The sequence below is a fragment of the uncultured Devosia sp. genome (genome assembly GCF_964244875.1).
GTDB lineage: Bacteria > Pseudomonadota > Alphaproteobacteria > Rhizobiales > Devosiaceae > Devosia.
On sequence record NZ_CAXTKA010000003.1, the window covers coordinates 19,347 to 40,995 of the forward strand.

Consider the following 21,649-nt stretch of genomic DNA (forward strand, 5'->3'; position numbering starts at 1 on the left):
ATAAATGCCCTATTCTGAGCTTGAGCGCGGATGTTCCAACACTATCGGAGCAAGCGCCACATATTTCGCATCTGAGGGGAAAACGGTCCCATTCTCCCGGTGACGCTCACATTGCAAAGATGGCCGGCCCGGGGTTTGCCCAAGCCGGCCACGCTCAGCCTATGGTCGATGCACCCATCAGTCGGCGGACGCGACGATGTCAGCGAACTGGGCCTGCATGTCGTCGACGGTCATGGACTTGTCGGCAAAGAACGCAAGCACGAGGTCCTGCAGTTGGCCCTGGGTATCGGAGCTGAAGGTCTGATCGCCCGTGGGCAGCACGTTGTCAGGGTTTGCCAGGATGGCCAGGCCCTTTTTCATGCAGTCATTGGCAGCGTTCAGATCGACGTCGCCACGAACTGGCATCGAGCCCTTCTTGAGGTTGAACGCAACCTGCGTTTCTGGGGTCAGCAGCAGCTTGGCCAGTTCGAGCTGCGCGCGGGTCACTTCCGGATCGTCGTTCTTGGGGAAGTAAAACGCGTCGCCGCCAGTATCCACTACGTCATGCAGGCCCAGGCCGGGCAGGCACTCGTAATCGGTGCCGGCGACCTGGTTGGCCACGGCAAATTCGCCTTGAGCCCAGTCGCCCATCACGTTACCGGCAGCCTTGCCTTCAATCACGAGGTTGATGGCGTCGTTCCACTGCGGAACCATGGCGTTGGATTCGGTGGCGTCGCGCACGTCGGCCAGTGCCTGGACCACCGCCTTGAACTCCGGGCCGCGTACGGCATCGGCATTCTTTTCGACATTGACCTGGCGGAACAGGTCAAGCCCGCCAATACCAGCCAGGAGCGAACCCCACATGGTGTTGATCGGCCAGCCCTGCCCGATTGCCATCGGCAGAATCCCGGCTTCCTTGAGCTTGGGGAAATCGGCGACATAGTCGTTCCAGTTCGTTGGCGTCGGAATGCCGGCCTGCTTGAAGGCCGCGTCGCTCAGCCAGAGCCACTGCGTAGAGTGAATGTTGACGGGCACGCAGTACATCTTGCCTTCGAACATGCAAGAATCCATCAGCTTGGCCGGACGAATCACGTCAGCCCACTTCTCGGCTGCTGCGACTTCGCTCAGGTCCTGCATCAGGCCGGCCTGGATCAGCTGCTCGGCATCGCGGCCGGTGTTCATCTGCGTGGCACCCATCGGGTTGCCGCCCAGAATACGGCTGATGATGATGGGGTTGGCAGTGTCACCGCCGCCGGCGATGGCGCCATCGACCCATTTGTCGGTGCCGAGAGCATCAAAGCTGTCGGCGAACACCTTCACGGCAGCGGCTTCGCCACCCGAGGTCCACCAATGCGTCACTTCAAGGTCGGTAGCGTGCGCAGTACCGCACATCAGCGCCGCTGCCATTACGGCAGCCACTGAAAACTTATTCATTTGTAGTCCTCCCAACATCCTCATGGGGCCTAACGCCCCTGCGAAACAGCCAGCCGAGATGTCGCCTTCTTGGGAGGCGCTCCGCTGGCCGAATGTAATCGATTGCATCAAACAAATTTTGCTGGTGCAATCGATTGCATGAGTGTCAAACACTTCTTGCGGTTGTGTCAAGATCGAATTAGACGGTTTGCGCTGCTGACAGCCTGAGGGGGCGTTGCCACGCATGAGCACAACGAGAAGAACGCCGACAATCCAGGACGTTGCACGCTTTGCCCAAGTCTCGACGGCCACGGTCAGCCGGGCACTTTCCAGCCCCGAACGGGTCAGCCAAGATACGCGCCTGCGAATTTCCGAAGCGGTGCTGGCCACCGGCTATACCCTTAACCAAGCCGCACGATCGCTGCGGCAGCGGACATCCAAAACCATTCTGGTGGCACTGCCTGACATTCGAAACATCTTTTTTTCAGCGATTCTAGACGCCATCGAGCGCGAGGCGACGCGACGCGGCTATAGCACATTGGTGTGCAACCGCTGTTCCGGCCCCAACCCCGCACGGCAGCTCGGCGAGTATTTTCGCTCGCATCGTGCGGACGGTCTATTGCTGTTGGACGGCGCGCTTAACCTGTCGCATTTGCTGGAGCTGGCGGGCGAGCCGACAGACGTTCCGCTCGTCGTGGCTTGCGAGGACATTCCAGATGCCCCTTTTCATACCGTCAAAACCGATAATGCGCGCGCGGCCGCATCGGCAACACAGCACCTGATCAATTTGGGACATACCCGAATCGGTCACATTGCCGGGCCGCTTGGAAATGTATTGCGAGATGAGCGGCTTGAGGGTTTCCGGCAAGCGATCCATGATGCAGGACTGTACGTACGTCCGGACTGGATTTTTCCCGGAAACTTTCAGATGGAAAGCGGCTTTGCGGCGGGGCTGGACTATCTGGCCGGGACCGACCGGCCAACTGCAATGTTCGCTGCGAATGACGAAATGGCGATCGGCTTCCTGTCGGCCCTGCGCGAGAAGGGGCTGGAGTGCCCGCGCGACATTTCGGTTGTCGGCTTCGACGATCTGGCTGTCGCCGTCCACTATTCGCCGCCCCTGACCACCATACGCCAGCCCCGCGAGAAACTCGGCCAGATGGCGGCGCAGATGTTGATCGGGCTGCTTGAGGGTAGAGCGGTCGAACCCAGGCGTGTCGTGCTCAGGTCCGAACTGATCCTGCGCTCGAGCACAGCGCGCTTCCATTCGCCGCCTGGCTGAGACACAGCTTTCCCGTACAGCAACGATCATGGGTGTTCACGCGGCCCGGAAATAAGCTAAAGGAGCATTGCACAACACCATGGTCCCGTAGCTCAGCTGGATAGAGCAGCAGCCTTCTAAGCTGTTGGTCGGGGGTTCGAGTCCCTCCGGGATCGCCAGTTTCGTGCTGCAACATGGCCGCCGTAACGAATGACCATTTGTATTCATCCTGCCATCAGATTGCCGTGTGTCGACAATAGTCCCAACGCACCGGCGACAATTGGCCGGCAGGAGACGATGTTGACCGCACCGGACAAGCTGAACGAGACTTATTCCTGGTGGAGCCGCGAACAGCGGCCGTTCACCTTGGCAGAGCTGATCGTCGATGGCGCTGTGCATGTGCTTGGCCTGGTGATTGCCATCGTAGCCGGCTCGATCCTGCTTGTGTTTGCGGTGACCTACACGGCACCGGAGGCGGCGCCCGCGCTTTTGGTCTATGTCGGCTCGCTGGTGGCGGTGCTAGGGGTGTCGCTGGCCTATAATTTGTGGCCGATCTCGCCGATCAAGATGTATCTGGCGCGGCTCGACCAGGCGGCGATCTTTTTGTTTATTGCAGCCACCTATACGCCGTTCCTGGCCATACTGGGTGGAACGCCGGTTGCCACGATCCTGACGGTGTTCGTATGGGGCGCGTCGCTGATCGGCATTGCGCTGAAACTGATCGTGCCGCAGCGCTTCGGACGCCTCGCAATTGTGCTCTACTTGGCTATCGGCTGGAGCGGCATCTTAGTATTCCAGTCGCTGGCCCATACCTTGCCGCCGCTGTCGCTTTGGCTGCTGCTGGCTGGCGGCGTGGTCTATTCGCTGGGGATCGTCTTCCATCTGTGGGAAAAACTGAAGTTCCAGAATGCGTTATGGCATGTATTCGTCGTGTCTGGCGCATGCCTGCACCTATGGGCCGTGCTCGAATGCATGGTGATCAGCCGCCTTTAGCGGCTATTTGGTCTTGCGCACCCGATCGTGCACCATGGTATCGCCGGGTTCGAGACCAATGGAAGCGGCCTGCCCGCCCGGTATCTCCAGCACGAACTGAACCGGCACCTCGGACGGTATCGAGGTCGTATCATGCGGGCGCGCATTGGCATGCACGGTTTTGACCACGCCATCGGTACCGACGAAAATCATGTCAAGCGGGATGAACGTGTTCTGCATCCAGAACCCGACTTCGCGCTCCTCCTTGAAGTCAAACAACATTCCGGCGTCGTTGGCCAGGTCCTGAACGAACATCAGCCCCTTGGCACGGCTTTCGGGTGTATCGACCACTTGCACATTAAAGGCGTGGTCGCCGGTCGCCGTGCGCAAGGTCAGCTTGCCTTCATCGCTGCACGCAGCCAGGGGCGCGAAGACAATCAGGGCCGCGAAAACAAGGCCGACAATGCGGGCCGCACGGGAAGGCTGCCGCCAGGCAATGGACTGCATCATTGGGGTATCCTAGTGGGAAGACGGTGCGTCGCCCCAACCATCGGGCCGAATTTCGGCGACCATAAGGCCCTTGGGTCCATTGCCGTAACGCACCAGAACGAATTGACCCGGCCGCAGTTCGGCGATGCCGAAGCGGCGCAAGGTTTCCATGTGGACGAAAATATCCGGTGTGCCCTCACCGGCCGACAGGAAGCCGAAGCCGCGAATGCGATTGAACCATTTGACTTCCAGCCGCACCATGCCGGAGGTCGCCTCCACCACCACATGGGTGCGCTGCGCGGGCATCTGCGCCGGGTGCCGCGCGGTCGATTCATCCATGGAAACAATACGAAACGCCTGCAGGCCCCCGGGACGGTTCAGCGCCTCGACCACGATACGGGCGCCTTCATAGGCCGTCTGGTAGCCGTCGCGACGCAGGCAAGTGACATGCAGCAGAACGTCGGCCAGACCGTTGTCCGGGACGATGAATCCAAAGCCTTTGCCGGCGTCGAACCATTTGATCGCGCCGCTGATTTCGATGGTGTCGAACCCGGCATCGCCGCTGTCCGGGCTGACCGTATTCGGCATGCCGCCCGGTTCATCGCCGTCGCCAGAAAACTTGGCCCCCATGTTTCCCCAAAGCCTTTTCGTACTCGCCCCGCCGCCGCGAGGTACTCCACCAGTGGTGCCACTGTGTCCGATTCAAGGGGAAAAGTTAAGAAGGCGTTGCGATTTTGTTTGAGTGGTCGCAGTTGCCCCGTCGGCCCTGGATTGATAGGCCTGAGGCACCGATTTCTGGAGGATTTAGCAATGCAATATCTACATACCATGGTGCGCGTTACCGACATCGAGGCGAGCCTGAAGTTCTATTGCGAGGGGCTGGGGCTGGAGGAGACGAGGCGGGCGGACAACGAGAAGGGGCGCTATACGCTGATCTTCCTGCGGGCGCCGGGCGATGTCGGTGGCGAGGTCGAACTGACCTACAATTGGGATCCCGAAGAGTATGGCGGTGGCCGCAATTTCGGGCACCTGGCCTATCGGACCGCCGATATTTACAAGCTCTGCCAACACTTAAGCGAGATGGGCGTAACCATCAACCGGCCGCCGCGCGATGGGCATATGGCGTTCGTGCGCTCGCCCGACGGCGTGTCGATCGAGCTGATCCAGGACGGCACCCTGCCCCCGCAGGAGCCTTGGCTGTCGATGCCCAACACTGGCAAATGGTAGTTATTGCTAGCATCGCGTTAACGCCGACACTCACATTTCGCTAACCACACGCCTTAGCGTGCGGTTAGCGAAACCGATCGTATTTTAGCGACTTCACCACGCCACGTTTAGGTGTTGCATTCCAGCAACATTGGCCACGGAAGACGCCATGAGATCGATCGCCGCCGCACTCCTGCTCGCCGTGACCGTGGCTCTGACAGGTTGCATGCCGCTGGCGATGTTCGCCAGCAGCAGCGGCGCCGCCTACTCGGGCAAAAGTAACAGCTTTGGCACCTTCGTCGCCAGCCGCGAGGTCAATGCGTTCTGCATCACGCCAAAGCTTCGATTTATCATCTGGGACTTCGAAGGCCATTTCGGGCGCAAGGTGATCATGAACTCGGGCTATCGGGATGCGCAGCATAACGGGTCGGCAGGCGGCGCGGACAGTTCCTACCACAAGAAGTGCATGGCGGCCGATTTCTACATCCCCGGCGTCGACAAGAGCCAGCTGATCGCCTACGCCATGGCCAATGACGGTGTAGGTGGGCTGGGATGCTACCCGGGCCGCTCGTTCATTCATGTGGATGTACGCGACCGCCCCCATGGCTATCGCCGGCCCGTGACATTTTCGGGCTGTTGAAAATTTGCGGCGGCTGGCAAAAATGGGTTGCGCATCAAGGATGGGCTGAATATAGGAACCCCACGCTTAGGCGCCCATCGTCTATCGGTTAGGACGGCACCCTTTCACGGTGCAGAGCGGGGTTCGATTCCCCGTGGGCGTACCACCCTCTTGCCCGCCAGGAGCTAAGCGACTATCTAGCAAGAGATGCCGAACCGATCGGCATTTCATGACCAATGCGCCCATCGTCTATCGGTCAGGACGGCACCCTCTCACGGTGCAGAGCGGGGTTCGATTCCCCGTGGGCGTACCAGTCACTCCAGCGCGCCGTGCAGTCGGCAAGAGCCTTCCTGCGATCAGCACATTTCCGTTTGCCGTTCGCGCCGCAAACCACATGCCGCCGTCGGCAATCGGAACGGTCGCTCTGGTGCCAGGCCGGAACCGATCAGGCCGGCTTGCGGTACTGATAGATGCCGACGTCGATGGCGCCCTCGATAAAGCCGGCCTCGCAGTAGCTGAGGTAGTACGCCCATTTGCGCTTGAACTCTTCATCGTAGCCGAGCGGCGCGATCATCGGCCAGCGTTCGAGGAACCGGTCGCGCCAGAGCTTGAGTGTCCTGGCATAGGAGAGGCGGAAGGTTTCGGTGTTTTCCAGCACCAGGCCGACCTTGTCGCCAAATTCTTTCATCACGGTCTTGGTCAGCAGCATGCCGCCTGGAAAAATGTAGCGCTGGATGAAGTCCGGACCGCTCTTGTAGCCGCGGAAATCGGCCTCGTTGATGGTGATGGCCTGGATAGCGGCGGTGCCGCCGGGCTTGAGCCGGTCATGGATGGTCTTGAAATAGCTGGGCCAGTTGTCCTCGCCCACAGCCTCGATCATCTCGATGGAGCCGATATGATCGAACTGGCCCTGCGTGTGCCGATAATCCTCGAAATGCAGGGCCGCGCGCGCGTCCAGGCCCTGGCGTGACAGCCGCTCCTGGCCGAACTTCAACTGCTCGGCAGAAAGGGTAATGCCGCGCAGATTGGCCTTGTAGTCGCGAGCGACGGTTTCGGCGAAACCGCCCCAGCCGCAGCCGATTTCCAGAACGCTGGACCCTTCGGTAATGCCGGCCATGTCGGCGACGCGATGATACTTGGCGCGCTGGGCCTCCTCGAGGCTCTGGTCGCCCGAGGTGAAGACCGCCGATGAATAGGTCATCGAAGGATCAAGCCACTGGCCATAGAAATCGTTGCCCAGGTCGTAATGCTCGGCGATATTCTGCTTGGAGCCTTCGAGCGAGTTGGGACGCGAAATGTGATAGGCGAAGTCCTGGGCCGCCTTGCGGAACAAGCCCGGATTGGCGCCTTCGAGAATATCGCGGTTCTGCAGGAAAAAACGAAACAGCGCCGTCAGATCATCGATCTCGATATCGCCCTGCATATAGGCATGGGCGAAGCCCACCGTGCCGCGGCGCATGGAATCGCGGATGACCTTGAAGTTGTTGAGCTTGAGAACCGTGTGCTCGCCAGTAGTGGCGCTACCGATGGTGCGCGCGCGGCCGTTGGGAAAAATGACGGTAACGGCGCCGTGACGCGGTTCGGCCAACAGGCGAACCCCTACGGATTCGACAAGACGGGATATCAAGTGTGTCCACAGCGTTACACCACCGTGGTCCTGATCGACTGCTGTTTTCGTCATTAAGCCGCGAATTCCAACTAACAGGAAGCTGACGGCGGCTGCTGAGCGGTCGCCGAAGGTGAAATCAGTGGCGCGTCCACCGAGCCACAACAGTAACGCTTCCCAGAAAATAACGGGTGCACTGTACCGCTGATAATTGGATATGCAAGTGGGACTTTCAAGCCCACATCCGAACCTAACCGCCCGCAGCAGCGGCGCAAACTGGCCTCACGCGCGGGGCTTGGCAATGTCCTTCAGGCGAAACTGAACCTGCTCGCGGCCTTGCCAGTGATCGATGGTCAGGGTGCCGGCGAAATGCATGTGCTGATCGTCCGCCCCGAGCAGCAGATCGCCAATCGGGGTGCCGGCGGCGCGAAAGGCGATGGCCTTGAGCCGCGCACCGTCTTCGGACGCAAGCGTGAAGCTGACGTGACCGCCCTTGCCCACGACCTGCGCAAATTTGGCGCGGTGCGCGGGAAACGCAAAGACCGGCGTGGCGTTGCCGGAGCCAAAGGGCCCTGCCCGCTCGACATCGCGCACCAGATCGGGGGTGGCGCCACGAGCCGTCAGCGCCGCATCGACAGGCAGGGCGGTGGCGGCACGAGCCCGTCCGACCGTCGCGGCGAGACGGTCTGCCAAATGCGACCTAAGCGGCCCGATTTGTCCAGGCTTGACCGTGATGCCCGCCGCCATGGCATGACCGCCGCCCTTGGCGATCAGGCCGAGTTCCACCGCCTCGATCACGGCATGGCCCAGATCGACACCCGGCATGGACCGGCCCGAGCCCGTACCGGTGCCATCGGGTTGCAGCGCAATGGCAAAGACGGGCCGCTCGAAACGCTCGCGCAGGCGCGCGGCGATCAGGCCGGCGATGCCCGGGTGCCAGTTGGCCGAAGCCAGCACCAGCACGGGCGGACCCTCGCCGTCGCCGATTTCGGCTTCGGCGACGCGGGTGGCTTCTTCGACGGCTTCGATCTCGATGCGTTGGCGTTCGGTATTGAGCGCGTCGAGCTGGGCGGCAATCACCAGCGCCTGGTGCTCGTCATCCAGCGTCAAAAGGCGCGTGCCCAAGGCTGCATCGCCGATACGGCCGCCAGCGTTAATGCGCGGACCGATGAGAAACCCAAGATGGTACGGGTTAAGCGGACCATTGACGCGCGCGGCCAGCGCCAGGGCGGCAATGCCCTGATTGTCGCCCCGGCGCGCCACGTCAAGGCCGCGCAAGACAAAGGCACGGTTGAGCCCGACCAGGGGCACCACGTCGCAGACGGTTGCAAGAGCGACCAGATCCAGAAGCTTCATCAGATCGGGCATGCGCGTGTCGCCGCGCAGGCGCAGCACGCGGTTGACCGCGACCAGCACCATGAAGGTGACGCCGGCGGCGCAGAGATAGCCCAAGCCCGAAATGTCGTCGGGCCGATTGGGATTGACCAGCGCCGTGGCATCGGGGAGATCGTGATCGGACAGGTGGTGATCGATCACCAGCACGGCGGCGCCGCGGGCGCGGGCATGGGCGATGGGCGCATCGCTGGTGGTGCCGCAGTCCAGCGTGATGATGAGGCTGGCGCCGCTGTCGATCAGCTTGTCCATGGCAGCGATGTTGGGGCCATAGCCCTCAAAGATGCGATCGGGAATGTGCACCTGGGCATCGAGACCAAAAAAGCCCAGATAGCGCGCCATCAAGGCGCAGGAACAGGCACCGTCGACATCGTAGTCACCGAACAACGCGACCGATTCATTGTCGGCGATAGCGGTTGCGATGCGCTGTGCCAGCGCATCCATGGCGGTCAGGGTCGAAGGATCGGGCATGAGGGCGCGAAGAGTGGGCTCGAGGAAGCTGTCGGCATCCTCGATATCCACGCCGCGCCCGGCCAGGATGCGCGCCAGAATTTCGCTGTGGTCGCTGCGTTGCGCGATGGCGGCGGCAGTGCGCGTCATCGCCGGATCGAGCCGGTCGACCCAGGCCCGGCCGGTGGCCGACTGGGTCACGTCGAGAAAGGAGCGCGCGGGTTCGACCATGGCGTCAGAGTTAGGTGATTTGGGGACCACGGTCGAGGGGCAGTACGCTGCGCGATCAGAAGGCAGGAGGCGGCCCGGCGACCTCCATGCCATGCTTGCGGCTCAGCTCGCGAAACGTTGCTGAGGTCGCATCACGCAGACCTTCGGCAAAGAACGCTTCCATGGTTCCCGCAGGTTGAAAGCCCACCATCAGCCGCCCTGTCTCGGTCAGATTGACGAAGGCATGCGGCACGCGGCGGGGACCAAAGATGAAGTCGCCAGGGCCCAGCTCATGGGTGGCATCGCCGATGCGAAACCGGAAATCGCCCTCCTGCACGAAAAACAACTCATCCTGTTCGTGATGAAAGTGCAGCGGCGGGCCACCCCGCGCCATGCGGATCGTATCGATCACGCACAGTGCTCCGCCTGTGTCGCTCGCGGAAATCTTGATGTCGAACCGACCATTCAGGAACGTCACCGGTTGCCCGAACCGGTCCTGGTCGGCAAGGACGCTAAACGAGCCACTGGAACCATGCATCGCTTCGACCCCCGCCACCTTTGGGTCAAGCGTCCTCCCGGCGATGCCCGACGTCAAGAGGCATCAACGCGCGTGCAGCGCCTTGATCCAGCGCACGGTCTGGCTCCAGGAGCGCATGACGATGGTGGAGGTTTCCACCGATTGGCGGCGCAGGCGAATACCGTCGAGCAGCGTGCCGTCGGTGACGCCGGTGGCGGCAAACAGGACATCGCCCGACGCCAGATCGGCAACGTCGTAGATGCGCCCGGCATCGGTGATGCCCATGCGATAGGCGCGTTCGCGCTTTTCCTGGGTGTCGAGGATCAATTTACCCTGCATCTGGCCGCCGACGCAGCGCAGTGCTGCCGCAGCCAGCACGCCTTCGGGCGCCCCACCGGAGCCCAGATAGATATCGATGCCGGTATCGTCGGTATTGGCTGCATGGATGACGCCGGCAACGTCGCCGTCGCTGATCAGCTTGACGGCTACCCCTGAAATGCGCAGCTCCTCGATCAGGGCGGCATGGCGCGGACGATCCAGCACGATGGCGGTAATTTCGCGGAGGGGAACACCCTTGGCGGCGGCGAGCGACTTGACGTTGTCCGTCGCGGTTTGATCGATATGCACCACGTCCCTGGCATATTCGGCGCCGATGGCAATCTTGTGCATATAGACGTCGCGCGCGACATTGAGCAGTCCGCCCCGCTCGGCCATGGCCAGCACGACGATGGAATCGGGTTGATTCTTGGCGCAGAGCGTCACGCCCTCGAGTGGATCGACAGCGATATCGACCTGTGGACCCTCGCCGCTGCCCACGGCTTCGCCGATGTAAAGGTGGTCGATCTCGCCGGCTTCGCCCTCGCCGATCACGATGCGCCCATCGATCTGGACGCGCATGAGTTCGGCTTGCATGGCTTGAACCGCGGCGTCGTCGGCGCTCTTCTCGTCGCCCTTGCCGCGCCATTCGGCGGCGGCGATAGCGGCCCGTTCGGTCACGCGCACCAGTTCGAGCGTCAGAGTGCGATGCAGATTGGCCGCGTCACGGCCACTTCCGGCCTTGCTCAGTCGCATAGTTCCCCCTGCGCCGCGCGGACGGTGCGGTTACAGCATCTCGATCCGGATCAGCTGCGGCTGGCCCACTATGAACCCATCGGCGGCAATCTGCGCAAGAGATTCGCGCACATTGGCCTCCAGGGTCTGCTGGGTGATCATCACCACCGTGCGGGTCGGCACCCCGTCCTCGGGGGCATCCTTAGCTTTGAGATCGGACCGTTGAATGACACTGTCGATGGAGATGGCATGCTCGCCCATGCGGGTGGCGATGGCCGCCAAGGCGCCGGGAACATCACGGGCATTGAGCCGGACATAATAGCCGCCCTCATGGGCCTTCATTGGCGCCTGCTTATAGGGCAGCAACTCGTCGCTGGGCACACCGAGCGGCGGCACGCGGGTGCCGCGGGCAATGTCGAGGATGTCGGACAGCACCGAGGACGCAGTGGGCGGCCCGCCTGCCCCCGGACCGGCCAACAGCAGTTCATGCACATGGTCGGTCTCGAGCGCCACCGCGTTCATCACCCCGTCGACACCGGCAATAGCGCTGCCCTTGGGCACGAAGGTGGGATGCACGCGCTGCTCGATGCCGTCCTCGGAGCGCTGCGCTATGCCCAGGAGCTTGATCTTGTAGCCCAGATCGGCAGCAACCTTGATGTCGTGCTGGCTGATCCGGGAAATGCCCTCGACATGGATTTTGTCCGGCGCGATTTCGTAGCCGAAGCACAGGGTGGTCAGGATCGACAGCTTGTGGGCCGTATCGAAGCCGTCGACGTCAAAGCTCGGATCGGCCTCGGCATAGCCGAGCGCCTGGGCATCCTTGAGGCAATCGGCAAAGGAGATATCTTCGTTGCCCATGCGGGTCAGGATGTAGTTGCACGTGCCGTTCATGATGCCGAACACCTTGGCGATCCGGGCCGAACCCAAGCCCTCGCGCAAGGTCTTGATCACCGGGATGCCACCGGCGACGGCTGCCTCGAACCCAAGCTGGGCGCCCGATTCCTCGGCCATGCGCGCCAGCTTGACGCCGTGCTTGGCCAGGAGGGCCTTGTTGGCGGTGACGACGGGACGCCCGATATCGAGCGCTGCCTTGACCGCGGCCAAAGCCGGCCCGTCCTCGCCCCCGATCAGTTCCACGAACAGATCGATGCCATCGGACTTGGCCAGCGCCACCGGATCGTCGAACCAGTCGAGGCCCGAAATGTCGATGCCGCGATCGCGCGAGCGGGATCTGGCGGCGACGGCGGTTACGACCAGTGGGCGGCCCAGCTTGCGGGTGAGTTCGGCGCTGTCCTTTTGCAGGATGCGCACCAGGGTGGCGCCGACATTGCCAAGCCCGGCCACGCCGATGCGAAGCGGCGTGGCGGTCGCCGCCTCACCGAACTCCTGCATCGCCTTGAGGATGCGCGCGCGCGTGTCGGACCGCGGCTCGCGCCCCTCGCGCAGGTCGAACACGAACAGCGGATCGCCGGCTATGGTGCGTCCGAACCGGGTCGGGGTCCAGCCGCGCCCGGCAATAAAGGCCTCGACCGACTGGCGGAAAGTTTGGATGTCAGACATAGGCACTCCCTGTCGGAAAGCGATATGGATAGGAGTTAGCCTATGCGTCAATAGGATTGATGAAGGTTGCGCATGGCGCTAGCAACGCCTACATTGCTAGCAATGCAGGCGGAGTGGGACCATGGCGGCTCTGACAATCAGGAACTTGGACGACACCACCAAGCGCGATTTGCGCCGTAAGGCGGCCGAAAATGACCGCTCGATGGAGGAAGAGGCTCGTTTGGCCCTGCGCAACTGGGTCAAGACCGAACCACAGCCCGAAGAGGGGCTGGCGACGCGCATCCGCCGTTACGTGGAAAAGTTTGGCGGTGTGGAGCTTGAAATTCCGCCGCGGGGACCAGCCCGACCGCTTCCTGATATTTTCGACGACAAATGATTGTACTCGACACCAATGTCGTGTCCGAGCTCATGCGGACTGCGCCAGATCAGGCAGTGCTGCTTTGGCTGAATTCACAGCCGGTCCCGTCGATATTCATTACTGCGATCACGGTGGTCGAAATGCAAACGGGCGTTGAGAAGCTTTATCCCGGTCGCCGTCGCGATGACATGCAAGGCCTCGTCTCGGCGATCCTGGGAGAGCTGGGCGGACGCATTTTGCCATTCGACAGTGGCGCTGCGCTGCATTACGCACAGCTTATTGGCCCCATCATGCGGACCAAGGCAACGATGGAACCCCTGGACTACCAGATCGCCGCCATTGCCCGTTTCCATGGCGCCGCCGTGGCAACGCTCAATGTCAAACATTTTAAGAGCACCGGGATCGAAATTATCAACCCCTGGTCATCTTGATCCTAAGCGCTCAGCGGCACGACATTGCCCGTGCTGCCATGGCTGCCGAGCAGTTTCTTGATGTTGCGGGCGGCCTGGCGGATGCGCTGTTCGTTTTCGACGAAGGCGAGGCGGATGTACTGATCGCCATACTCGCCGAAGCCGACGCCGGGCGCGACGGCCACGCCGGTTTCCTGGATCAGCAGCTTGGCGAATTCCAGCGAGCCCAGATGGGCGAATTGCGCCGGGATCGGCGCCCAGGCGAACATGGTGGCCTTGGGCGAGGGAATATCCCAGCCCGAACGACAAAAGCTGTCCACCAATACGTCGCGGCGCAGTTTATAGACCTTGCGGACCTCGTCGATCACGTCGTCGGAGCCATTGAGCGCGGCGGTGGCGGCGACCTGGATGGGGGTGAAGGCGCCATAGTCGAGATAGGATTTCACCCGCGCCAAGGCAGCGATCAGGCGTTCGTTGCCGACGGCAAAGCCGACGCGCCAGCCGGGCATGGAATAGGTTTTCGACATCGAGGTGAACTCGACGGAAATATCGATGGCGCCGGGAATCTGCAGGATGGAGGGCGGCGGCACGTCATCGAAATAGATCTCGGAATAGGCCAGGTCCGACAGGATGAAAATGTCGTGCTGCTTGCAATACTTGACCACGGCGGCATAAAAATCGAGATCGGCGGTATAGGCGGTCGGATTGGCGGGATAGTTGAGGACGAGCGCAATCGGCTTGGGGATCGAGTGCCGGACGGCGCGATCGAGCGAGCGCAGGAAATCCTCGTTGGGATCGGCGGGCATCGACCGCACGACGCCCCCGCTCATGATGAAGCCGAAGGCGTGGATGGGATAGGTCGGATTGGGCACCAGCACCACATCGCCGGGAGCGGTGATGGCCTGGGCCATGTTGGCGAAACCTTCCTTCGATCCCAGGGTCGCAACGACCTGGGTATCGGGATTGAGCTTCACCCCGAAGCGGCGGCCATAATAGCTGGCCTGGGCCTTGCGCAGCCCGGGAATACCCTTGGAACTGGAATAACGATGCGTGCGCGGATCGAGCACCGTTTCCTGCAGCTTGGCAACGATGTGGTCCGGGGTGGGCAGGTCGGGATTGCCCATGCCCAGATCGATGATATCGACGCCATTGGCCCGCGCCTTGGCCTTGATGGGATTGATGTGCTCGAACACATAGGGCGGCAGGCGGCGGATGCGGTGAAAATCTTCGGTCATGATCATCCTCGGTGGTCCTTGGTGGACCCAATGGGCCGCGACGCGCCTTGGGCACTGCGCCGCTCCAACAGGAGCGCGCCATTATCGCGGAATTATGGTTGTGAACGGGTTAAACCAGCGCCAGCGCGCCGGGAACAATCATGTTCGGCTCTTCCCTGCCGGCGTGGCACGCGGGAAGAGCTAGCGGGCGCTCGCCCGAGCGCTCGCGGCAAGGCAATTTGGCAGCACGCTGTTGCCGGCGAGCCAGGCTCTGCGCAAAGCAAATGTGTACAGCGGCGGCATGTCTCTTGCCCTTCGGGAGCGATTTTTGTAAGGAAACCAGCAGTCGAGAGCCGTTCTTAAATGCTGTACGGGGTATTGTAAATGGCCCGGGGGACGCCAACCTTCGGCTCCAGAACGGCCTATAGCGAGGTTTAGCTTTGAAGCGCATTGCCCTGGTCACGATCGGCACGCAAGGCGATGTTCAACCCTATCTGGCGCTGGCCATGGCGCTGCAGGAGCGCGGCTATTCGGTTGTCCTTGGCGCCTCGGAGGAATTCGAGGGCATGGTGAGCGACCACGGCATCGAGTTCCATTCCCTCGGGCCCTCGATCCAGGCCTTCCTGATGCAGTCGCGATTCGAGAACGCGATGAGCCAGTCGATGCTGATCAACGGCCCGTCCCTGTTGCGGCAGGGACAGCAAATCGTCGATACGGCGGCGCGCCATGGCTGGAACATGTGCCAGGGCGCCGATGCGCTGATCCTCAACATGAACACCAGCTTCGGCATCGACATTGCCGAGGCGCTGCATGTGCCGGCGCTGATGGTCGCGCTGCAGCCGCTCAACTCGACCAGCGAGTTCCCGCTCTGCATCTATTACGGCGCCGATTTCGGGCCCGCCTTCAACCGGCTGACCTATACGGCCATGACGGTGCAGCAGATTTACTACAACCTGCCGCGCAACAAGCTGCGGCGCGAGCTTATGGGGCTCGAATCGCGCAAGAAGGGCGGCTTCTTCCGCAATACCGACGGCACGGCGCTGACCACGCTTTATGCCTATTCGGACGAAATCTCCCCGCGCCCGCGCGACTGGCCCAAGAACGCGATCGTCTCGGGCTATTGGACGCTCAAGGACCGCAGCGACTGGCAGCCATCGGCCGAATTCCAGAAGTTTTTGTCCGAGGGCGAAGCGCCGGTTTATATCGGCTTCGGCTCGATGCCGTTCGGGGCCGAGCGCAATACGCAGATCCTCAAGGATGCAGTCAAGCTGTGGGGCGGCCGCGCAGTGGTGGCGCGCGGCTGGGGCGGGATCAATCCGAACGATCTGCCCGAGACGATTTTTGCCATCGAGAAGGCGCCGCACGACAAGCTGTTCAAATATGTATCCGCCGTTGTGCATCATGGTGGTGCGGGCACGACATCGGCGGGGCTGCATCTGGGCCGGCCCACCTTTATCGTGCCGCAGACCGTGGACCAGCCCTATTGGGGCCGCCGGGTGTTCGAACTCGGTTGCGGTCCCAAGCCGGTACGCCTGCGCAAACTGACGCCGGACATCCTGGCAGCGGCGCTGGCCGATCTGACCACCAGCGACAGCTATCGCAAGAACGCTTCGGCGCTGGCGGAAAAACTGCATGCCGAGGACGGGACCACCAGGGCGATCAAGGTGATCGAGCGGGTCATGGCCAATTATACGCCGCGTGCAATCAAGAAGAAGCGGAAGCCGGCGTTGAAGCTGGTGGGGTGATTTGAGGCTGTAGTTATCGCGCTCGTAAGGGCGGTGGTTTGCGTATGGCTTGGCATCCTGCCGGTCCCACAGGACGGCTCCCCTCCTGCCAGGGGGAGGGTGGGTGGGGGTGCGAGAGCCCCGATATCGCGGCTGGTCAACCCCCACCTTGATCCTCCCCCTGGTAGGGGGAGGTGTCGACTGGGGTATTTGGCCAGGTGTTCTGGTGATATGCGATAGCCCTCTCCCCGGAGGGGCGAGGGGATTAATCGCATTTGTGCCACTATCGGCGGTCCCACAGGACGGCTCCTCCCCCTGTCAGGGGGAGGGTGGGTGGGGGTGAGAGAGCCCCGATCGGGCTGGTAAACCCCCACCTTGATCCTCCCCCTGGTAGGGGGAGGTGTCGACTGGAGCATTTGGCCAGGTCTGCTGGTCATATGCGATGGCCCCTCTCCCCGGAGGGGCGAAGGCTAGGGTGAGGGGCCGATGGGCGCGACAAGCGCCCGACCGGACTGTGGCCGTTTATCGAGTTATTCGGCAGGAACAGCTCCGGCGGTATCATCGAGCGCTTCGATGCTCTCGCCGCGGTTGTAGATGTCCTGGTCCAGGATGCCCTCGCGCTTGGCAACGATGGTGGGGATCAGGGCCTGACCCGCGACGTTGACGGCGGTGCGGCCCATGTCGAGGATCGGATCGACCGCAAGCAGGAGGCCGACGCCCTCCAGCGGCAGGCCCAGGGTCGACAGGGTCAGCGTCAGCATGACGGTGGCGCCGGTCAGGCCAGCGGTGGCGGATGAGCCGATGACCGATACGAACGCAATCAGCAGATATTGCTGCAAGCCCAGCGGGACGCCGTAGAACTGGGCGACGAAAATCGCGGCGATGGCGGGATAGATGGCGGCGCAGCCATCCATCTTGGTGGTGGCGCCGAGCGGCACGGCGAAAGCGGCATATTCCTTGGGCACGCCAAGATTTTCCTCGGTGACACGCTGGGTCAGTGGTAGGGTGCCGATGGACGAGCGGGACACGAAGCCAAGCTGGATAGCGGGCCAGGCGCCCTGGAAATAGCGCATCGGATTGAGGCCATTGGCGCCCAGCACGATCGGGTAAACCACGAACAGCACAAGGGCGAGGCCGATATAGATGGCGGCGGAGAACCAGCCGAGCTGGGCCAAGGCGTCCCAGCCATAGACGGCGACGGCATTGCCGAGCAGGCCGATAGTGCCGATCGGGGTCAGGCGGATGACCCACCACAGGATCTTATGAACGATCTTGAGGAAGGAGCGATTGAACGCGAGGAACGGATCGGCAGCCGCGCCGACACGCAGCGCCGCAATGCCGACCACGATCGAAATGACGATGATCTGCAGCACGTTGAAGTTGAGGCTGGTCGTCGCTCCGGTATCCTTGACACTGGTCGACGCGGTCAGGCCCAAAATGTTGGAGGGGATGATGCCCTTGAGGAAATCGAGCCAGGAGCCGGTAGAGGATGGCGCCTGCGCGGCGGTCTGGGCGACGGCGGTGTGCAGGCCGGGCTGAATGATCAGACCCAGCGCCATGCCGATGCCAACCGCGATCAGCGCGGTGATGGCGAACCACAGCAGCGTCTGCCAGACGAGGCGTGCGGCATTGTTGAGCTCGCGCAGATTGGCGATCGATGCGACGATGGCCGTGAAGATCAGGACGGGCACCAGGGCCCGCAGCAATGACACGAAGATCGAGCCCACGGTCGCCAGGGTCTGTGTCAGCCAGTTGGCATTGCCGGCCGCATCGGGACCCATGCTGCGGGCGACGTAGCCCAGCACCAAGCCCAGCACCATGGCGGTAAGGACCTGAACGCCGAAGTTGCGATAGAAGGGTTTGGGAGCCTTGGCCGGACGGGTGGCTGTTGAAATAGTGGTGGGCGACATCGTTGACCTACAAAACTGAGTGGCGAAGCTGCCTGCCGATTAAGCGGGTCGCCTCATAATTGATCGCAATCTACGCTTGGCCCGCGCGATATGCTGCGCATGGTTTTGTGTTTGCAACGGGCGATGGGGAAATTCATGTCGCCGCCAATGGGTTCCGTGACAATTTCCGCGCAAAGTCTAGCGCAGCACCAGACTCGCCAAGGCGGCGATCAGTGCGGGAAGCACAACGGCAAGCGCGAAAGCGAGCACCAGGGGGCCGGTATCGGCCGAGGCCCAGGCGAGAGCCAGCAGCCCCGCCCCGGCCAGCCCGAAGCTACAACCGGTGAGGCGATGCACGATGCGCCAGGCGCGATCGCCGGCGATCGGCCATGGCAGGCGCAGACCGGCATAGGTGTGGCGCTCGGCTTCGGCAAAGACGATGCCGAGCACGATGAGAATGGCGCCGAACGCAAAAGCCGTGATCCGGATCAGGTCGAGGTCCGAGCCGATGCCGGTCAGGAGCAAACCGAGCTGGACCGCAACGAGCAAGCCCAGCAGCAGCGTCAATGCCGGATCCAAAATATGGCGCACCTTGGCGAGATGGTTCTTGGTCAAAAGCAGGCCAAGGATACCGAAGCCCAGGAGCAGGATGATGGCGATGGTGGGCGCGGCGGCCAGAGCCAGGTCGCGCGGCCAGAGCCAGTCGGCCTGGCTGGCTCTCCAGTGGGCGGGAAAGGCGTAAGCGGCCGGAATGCGAAAGAGCGCGACGCCGGTGATGGCGATCAGCACGGTCAGCAGCAGCAGGTGGAAGCGGGAGATGAGGTTGAACATGGCTGAATGGGGATGACCGAAAGCGCCGAACCCCTCACCCGCCCTATCCGGCTGAACGCCGGTTAGGTCACCCTCTCCCACAAAGGGCGAGGGAAGCTCAGAGTTTTTTCGACCATCAAGCCGGTTTCTTCACCTGTGGGAGAAGGTGCCCTTGTGGTCGGACAAGAGATAGGTATCGAGGACCCCGCATGCAAAAGAAAAGGGCCGGTTTCCCGGCCCTTTGCAAATTGGATCTGAAGCTTAGCGCTTGGAGAACTGGAAGGACTTGCGGGCCTTGGCCTTGCCGTACTTCTTGCGTTCCACGACGCGGCTGTCACGGGTCAGGAAGCCGCCCTTCTTAAGGATCGGGCGCAGGCCCGGCTCGAAGAAGTTCAGCGCCTTGGAGATGCCGTGACGAACCGCACCGGCCTGGCCCGAAAGACCACCACCGGCGACGGTGACGACGACGTCGTACTGGTCATTGCGGTCGGTGGCGACGATCGGCTGCTTGACGATCAGCTGCAGCACGGGGCGGGCGAAATAGGTCGCGAACTCGCGGCCGTTGATCACCAGCTTGCCCTTGCCCGGCTTGATCCAGACGCGCGCGACGGCGTTCTTGCGCTTGCCGGTGGCATAGGCGCGGCCCTGCGCGTCGAGCTTTTGAACGTGGACCGGCGCCAGGTTGATGGCAGGCGCGACGGCGGTGGTCCCGAGGTCTTCGAGAGAATTGATGGTCTCGGCCATGTTACTTCACCCTCACGTTCTTGGAATTCATCGCAGCCACGTCGAGCGCCTTGGGCTGCTGGGCCTCATGGGGGTGCTCGGCACCGGCATAGACCTTGAGGTTTTTGAGCTGGGCGCGGGTCAGCGGGCCGCCCGGCATCATGCGGCGCACGGCGTTTTCCAGCACGCGCTCGGGGAAACGGCCTTCGAGGATTTCGCGGGCCGTCCGGTCCTTGATGCCGCCGGGGAAGCCGGTGTGCCAATAGAACTTGTGCTGGTCCAACTTGCGACCGGTGAACTTCACCTTGCCGGCATTGATGACGACGATATTGTCGCCCATGTCCATATGCGGGGTGAAGGTAGGCAGATGCTTGCCGCGCAGACGCGAAGCGATGATCGAGGCGACGCGACCGACCACGAGGCCGTCAGCGTCGATCAGGATCCACTTCTTGTCGATCTCGCTCGGCCTGGCAGTGTAAGTGCTCATGAGTGAAATTCCCTGGAGTTGAGTGGCTTACCGGCCCGTTCTCGAAGGAATTGGCGGCTTGTTGCGGTTCGTGTAGAGGCGGACTCGCGTGCCGTCAAGAGGGTTGATAAAGCAAAGCAAAATCAATGCTTTATTGATACGGTATTATAATACCGTAATCTGTTACTCGCCGATCAGCCTCGCCTCGCACGGCGCATATCGGCGATATAGGCCGCCACCGTCCCCGCCAGCATGAAGGCCAGCGCCTGATGGCCCACGGCCAAACCGATCGGGACGGAAAACAGCAGTGTGGCAATGCCGAGGCCGGCTTGCAGCACGACGAGGACGGCGATGCGCGGCAGCCAGCCATTGACGCCGGCAAAGCCGCCACGGCGCGACTGGCGCCAGATGGCGACGGCCAGATAAAGCACGATGGCATAGGCGATGCAGCGGTGGACGAACTGCACCGTCAGGGCGTTTTCGAACAGATTGCGCCAGAACGGCTGCATGACGGTCAGGCCGTTCGGAATAATGGCACCATCCATCAGCGGCCAGGTATTGTAGCCCATGCCGGCGTCGAGCCCGGCGACGAAGGCGCCGGCGGCGATCTGGACGAGGATCAGCAGCAGCAGGACCACGCCAGTCCAGATATTGGCGGGGGTCACGCTGCCCGGCGCCCTGCCCGGCTCCAGAGCGCGCGGCACATAGACCAAGGCGATGAACAACAGCGCCGCCGCGGTGAGATGGGCAGCCAGGCGATATTGCGACACCGAGGTGAGCTCGGACAGACCGGACGAAACCATCCACCAGCCGAGCAGGCCCTGGAAACCGCCGAGCACGAACAGCCCCGACAGAGGCCAGGCCAGCGTCTTGGGCAGGCGGCGTTGCACCAGAAATACGAGGAACGGCACGAGGAAGATCAAGCCCAGCAGGCGCCCGAGCAGCCGATGCAGGAATTCCCAGAAGAAGATGGCCTTGAAGCCATCCAGCGTCATCGCGGCATTGTTGACCTGATATTGCGGAATTTGCTTGTAGGCATCGAACTCGGCCTGCCAATCGGCATTGGTCAGCGGCGGAATGGTGCCCGAAATCGGCTTCCAGCTGGTGATGGACAGCCCAGACTCCGTGAGCCGGGTAATGCCGCCGACCACCACCATCAGCAAGACGAAGGCGGCGACAGTATAGAGCCAGATGCGCACTGGGCGCAGCCGATCGTGGGCAGGCGCGGCAGCAAGCAGTGCGGCATCATGGGCGGTCGTCAAGATATTATCCCGGTATCGGTCGACGGAACGCAGTGGTATGCCCGGCCCTGATGAACCGCAATAGCCGCG

At 62.2% G+C, this 21,649-nt stretch carries 21 protein-coding genes and 3 tRNA genes; 10 read left to right on the forward strand and 14 right to left on the reverse strand.

Translation table 11 applies throughout. From position 1 onward, the window contains the following. Positions 1-177: 177 nt before the first annotated feature. A complete protein-coding gene (locus ACFE8X_RS04795; protein WP_375450316.1) occupies positions 178-1,413 on the reverse strand; it encodes an ABC transporter substrate-binding protein in 1,236 nt (411 codons plus the stop codon). Positions 1,414-1,636: 223 nt separating this feature from the next. Between ACFE8X_RS04795 and ACFE8X_RS04800 the strand changes: the two genes are divergently transcribed. The 3 genes from ACFE8X_RS04800 (at position 1,637) to ACFE8X_RS04810 (ending at position 3,646) form a co-directional block, all read left to right on the forward strand. Continuing rightward, a complete protein-coding gene (locus tag ACFE8X_RS04800; RefSeq protein WP_375450317.1) occupies positions 1,637-2,674 on the forward strand; it encodes a LacI family DNA-binding transcriptional regulator in 1,038 nt (345 codons plus the stop codon). 81 nt (positions 2,675-2,755) lie between these two features. Continuing rightward, positions 2,756-2,832, forward strand: a tRNA-Arg gene (locus tag ACFE8X_RS04805). A 118-nt stretch (positions 2,833-2,950) separates the two neighbouring features. Next, positions 2,951-3,646 carry a hemolysin III family protein gene (locus ACFE8X_RS04810; RefSeq protein ID WP_375450318.1) on the forward strand — a complete coding sequence of 232 codons (696 nt, stop codon included), beginning with the start codon at positions 2,951-2,953 and terminating at the stop codon, positions 3,644-3,646. Positions 3,647-3,649: 3 nt separating this feature from the next. Here ACFE8X_RS04810 and ACFE8X_RS04815 read toward each other — a convergent pair whose 3' ends face one another. Together ACFE8X_RS04815 and ACFE8X_RS04820 are read right to left on the reverse strand one after the other, a co-directional pair. Beyond that, entirely contained in the window at positions 3,650-4,135 is a 486-nt protein-coding gene (locus tag ACFE8X_RS04815; RefSeq protein WP_375450319.1) for a DUF192 domain-containing protein, read from the reverse strand. 9 nt (positions 4,136-4,144) lie between these two features. Further along, positions 4,145-4,744, reverse strand: a complete 600-nt coding sequence (locus ACFE8X_RS04820; RefSeq protein WP_375450320.1) for a cold-shock protein — start codon at positions 4,742-4,744, stop codon at positions 4,145-4,147. 180 nt (positions 4,745-4,924) lie between these two features. Here ACFE8X_RS04820 and ACFE8X_RS04825 point away from each other — a divergent pair, with 180 nt between their 5' ends. The 4 genes from ACFE8X_RS04825 (at position 4,925) to ACFE8X_RS04840 (ending at position 6,252) form a co-directional block, all read left to right on the forward strand. Further along, a complete protein-coding gene (locus ACFE8X_RS04825) occupies positions 4,925-5,341 on the forward strand; it encodes a VOC family protein (RefSeq protein ID WP_375450321.1) in 417 nt (138 codons plus the stop codon). 148 nt (positions 5,342-5,489) lie between these two features. After that, positions 5,490-5,960 (forward strand): YcbK family protein, encoded by a 471-nt coding sequence (locus ACFE8X_RS04830; RefSeq protein ID WP_375450322.1) that lies wholly within the window; start codon positions 5,490-5,492, stop codon positions 5,958-5,960. A gap of 70 nt (positions 5,961-6,030) precedes the next feature. Continuing rightward, positions 6,031-6,105, forward strand: a tRNA-Glu gene (locus ACFE8X_RS04835). Between the two features lie 72 nt (positions 6,106-6,177). Continuing rightward, positions 6,178-6,252: transfer RNA gene (locus tag ACFE8X_RS04840), tRNA-Glu, on the forward strand. A 132-nt stretch (positions 6,253-6,384) separates the two neighbouring features. Here the strand turns inward: ACFE8X_RS04840 and ACFE8X_RS04845 are convergent. The 5 genes from ACFE8X_RS04845 to ACFE8X_RS04865 form a co-directional block, all read right to left on the reverse strand. Continuing rightward, the gene (locus ACFE8X_RS04845; protein ID WP_375450323.1) at positions 6,385-7,527 is read right to left on the reverse strand and encodes a class I SAM-dependent methyltransferase; all 1,143 of its coding nucleotides are present in this window, start codon (positions 7,525-7,527) and stop codon (positions 6,385-6,387) included. Between the two features lie 300 nt (positions 7,528-7,827). Next, a complete protein-coding gene (gene recJ / locus ACFE8X_RS04850) occupies positions 7,828-9,618 on the reverse strand; it encodes a single-stranded-DNA-specific exonuclease RecJ (protein ID WP_375450324.1) in 1,791 nt (596 codons plus the stop codon). Positions 9,619-9,673: 55 nt separating this feature from the next. Then, positions 9,674-10,135, reverse strand: a complete 462-nt coding sequence (locus tag ACFE8X_RS04855) for a cupin domain-containing protein (protein WP_375450325.1) — start codon at positions 10,133-10,135, stop codon at positions 9,674-9,676. Positions 10,136-10,198: 63 nt separating this feature from the next. Beyond that, positions 10,199-11,185, reverse strand: a complete 987-nt coding sequence (gene glpX, locus ACFE8X_RS04860) for a class II fructose-bisphosphatase (RefSeq protein WP_375450326.1) — start codon at positions 11,183-11,185, stop codon at positions 10,199-10,201. Positions 11,186-11,215: 30 nt separating this feature from the next. Continuing rightward, positions 11,216-12,556 carry a homoserine dehydrogenase gene (locus ACFE8X_RS04865; RefSeq protein ID WP_375450577.1) on the reverse strand — a complete coding sequence of 447 codons (1,341 nt, stop codon included), beginning with the start codon at positions 12,554-12,556 and terminating at the stop codon, positions 11,216-11,218. A gap of 313 nt (positions 12,557-12,869) precedes the next feature. Here ACFE8X_RS04865 and ACFE8X_RS04870 point away from each other — a divergent pair, with 313 nt between their 5' ends. Together ACFE8X_RS04870 and ACFE8X_RS04875 are read left to right on the forward strand one after the other, a co-directional pair. Continuing rightward, a complete protein-coding gene (locus tag ACFE8X_RS04870; RefSeq protein WP_375450327.1) occupies positions 12,870-13,100 on the forward strand; it encodes a plasmid stabilization protein in 231 nt (76 codons plus the stop codon). Beyond that, complete coding sequence (locus ACFE8X_RS04875) at positions 13,097-13,513, forward strand: type II toxin-antitoxin system VapC family toxin (RefSeq protein WP_375450328.1); 417 nt, start codon at positions 13,097-13,099, stop codon at positions 13,511-13,513. Before ACFE8X_RS04870 ends, ACFE8X_RS04875 begins: the two co-directional genes overlap by 4 nt. A gap of 2 nt (positions 13,514-13,515) precedes the next feature. Here ACFE8X_RS04875 and ACFE8X_RS04880 read toward each other — a convergent pair whose 3' ends face one another. Next, positions 13,516-14,727, reverse strand: a complete 1,212-nt coding sequence (locus ACFE8X_RS04880) for an LL-diaminopimelate aminotransferase (RefSeq protein ID WP_375450329.1) — start codon at positions 14,725-14,727, stop codon at positions 13,516-13,518. A gap of 419 nt (positions 14,728-15,146) precedes the next feature. Here ACFE8X_RS04880 and ACFE8X_RS04885 point away from each other — a divergent pair, with 419 nt between their 5' ends. Beyond that, positions 15,147-16,451 (forward strand): glycosyltransferase, encoded by a 1,305-nt coding sequence (locus tag ACFE8X_RS04885; protein WP_375450330.1) that lies wholly within the window; start codon positions 15,147-15,149, stop codon positions 16,449-16,451. A gap of 509 nt (positions 16,452-16,960) precedes the next feature. Here ACFE8X_RS04885 and ACFE8X_RS04890 read toward each other — a convergent pair. The 5 genes from ACFE8X_RS04890 to ACFE8X_RS04910 all read right to left on the reverse strand — a co-directional run bounded on the left by ACFE8X_RS04890 (position 16,961) and on the right by ACFE8X_RS04910 (position 21,580). Beyond that, positions 16,961-18,340 carry a dicarboxylate/amino acid:cation symporter gene (locus ACFE8X_RS04890; protein WP_375450331.1) on the reverse strand — a complete coding sequence of 460 codons (1,380 nt, stop codon included), beginning with the start codon at positions 18,338-18,340 and terminating at the stop codon, positions 16,961-16,963. A gap of 177 nt (positions 18,341-18,517) precedes the next feature. Then, a complete protein-coding gene (locus ACFE8X_RS04895; RefSeq protein ID WP_375450332.1) occupies positions 18,518-19,150 on the reverse strand; it encodes a hypothetical protein in 633 nt (210 codons plus the stop codon). A gap of 240 nt (positions 19,151-19,390) precedes the next feature. Then, positions 19,391-19,873, reverse strand: coding sequence for a 30S ribosomal protein S9 (gene rpsI / locus ACFE8X_RS04900; protein WP_375450333.1), 483 nt, complete (start codon positions 19,871-19,873; stop codon positions 19,391-19,393). A gap of 1 nt (position 19,874) precedes the next feature. After that, on the reverse strand, positions 19,875-20,339 hold the full coding sequence (gene rplM, locus ACFE8X_RS04905; RefSeq protein ID WP_375450334.1) for a 50S ribosomal protein L13: 465 nt from the start codon (positions 20,337-20,339) through the stop codon (positions 19,875-19,877). Between the two features lie 173 nt (positions 20,340-20,512). Beyond that, positions 20,513-21,580, reverse strand: a complete 1,068-nt coding sequence (locus ACFE8X_RS04910) for a COX15/CtaA family protein (RefSeq protein WP_375450335.1) — start codon at positions 21,578-21,580, stop codon at positions 20,513-20,515. Positions 21,581-21,649 lie beyond the last annotated feature (69 nt).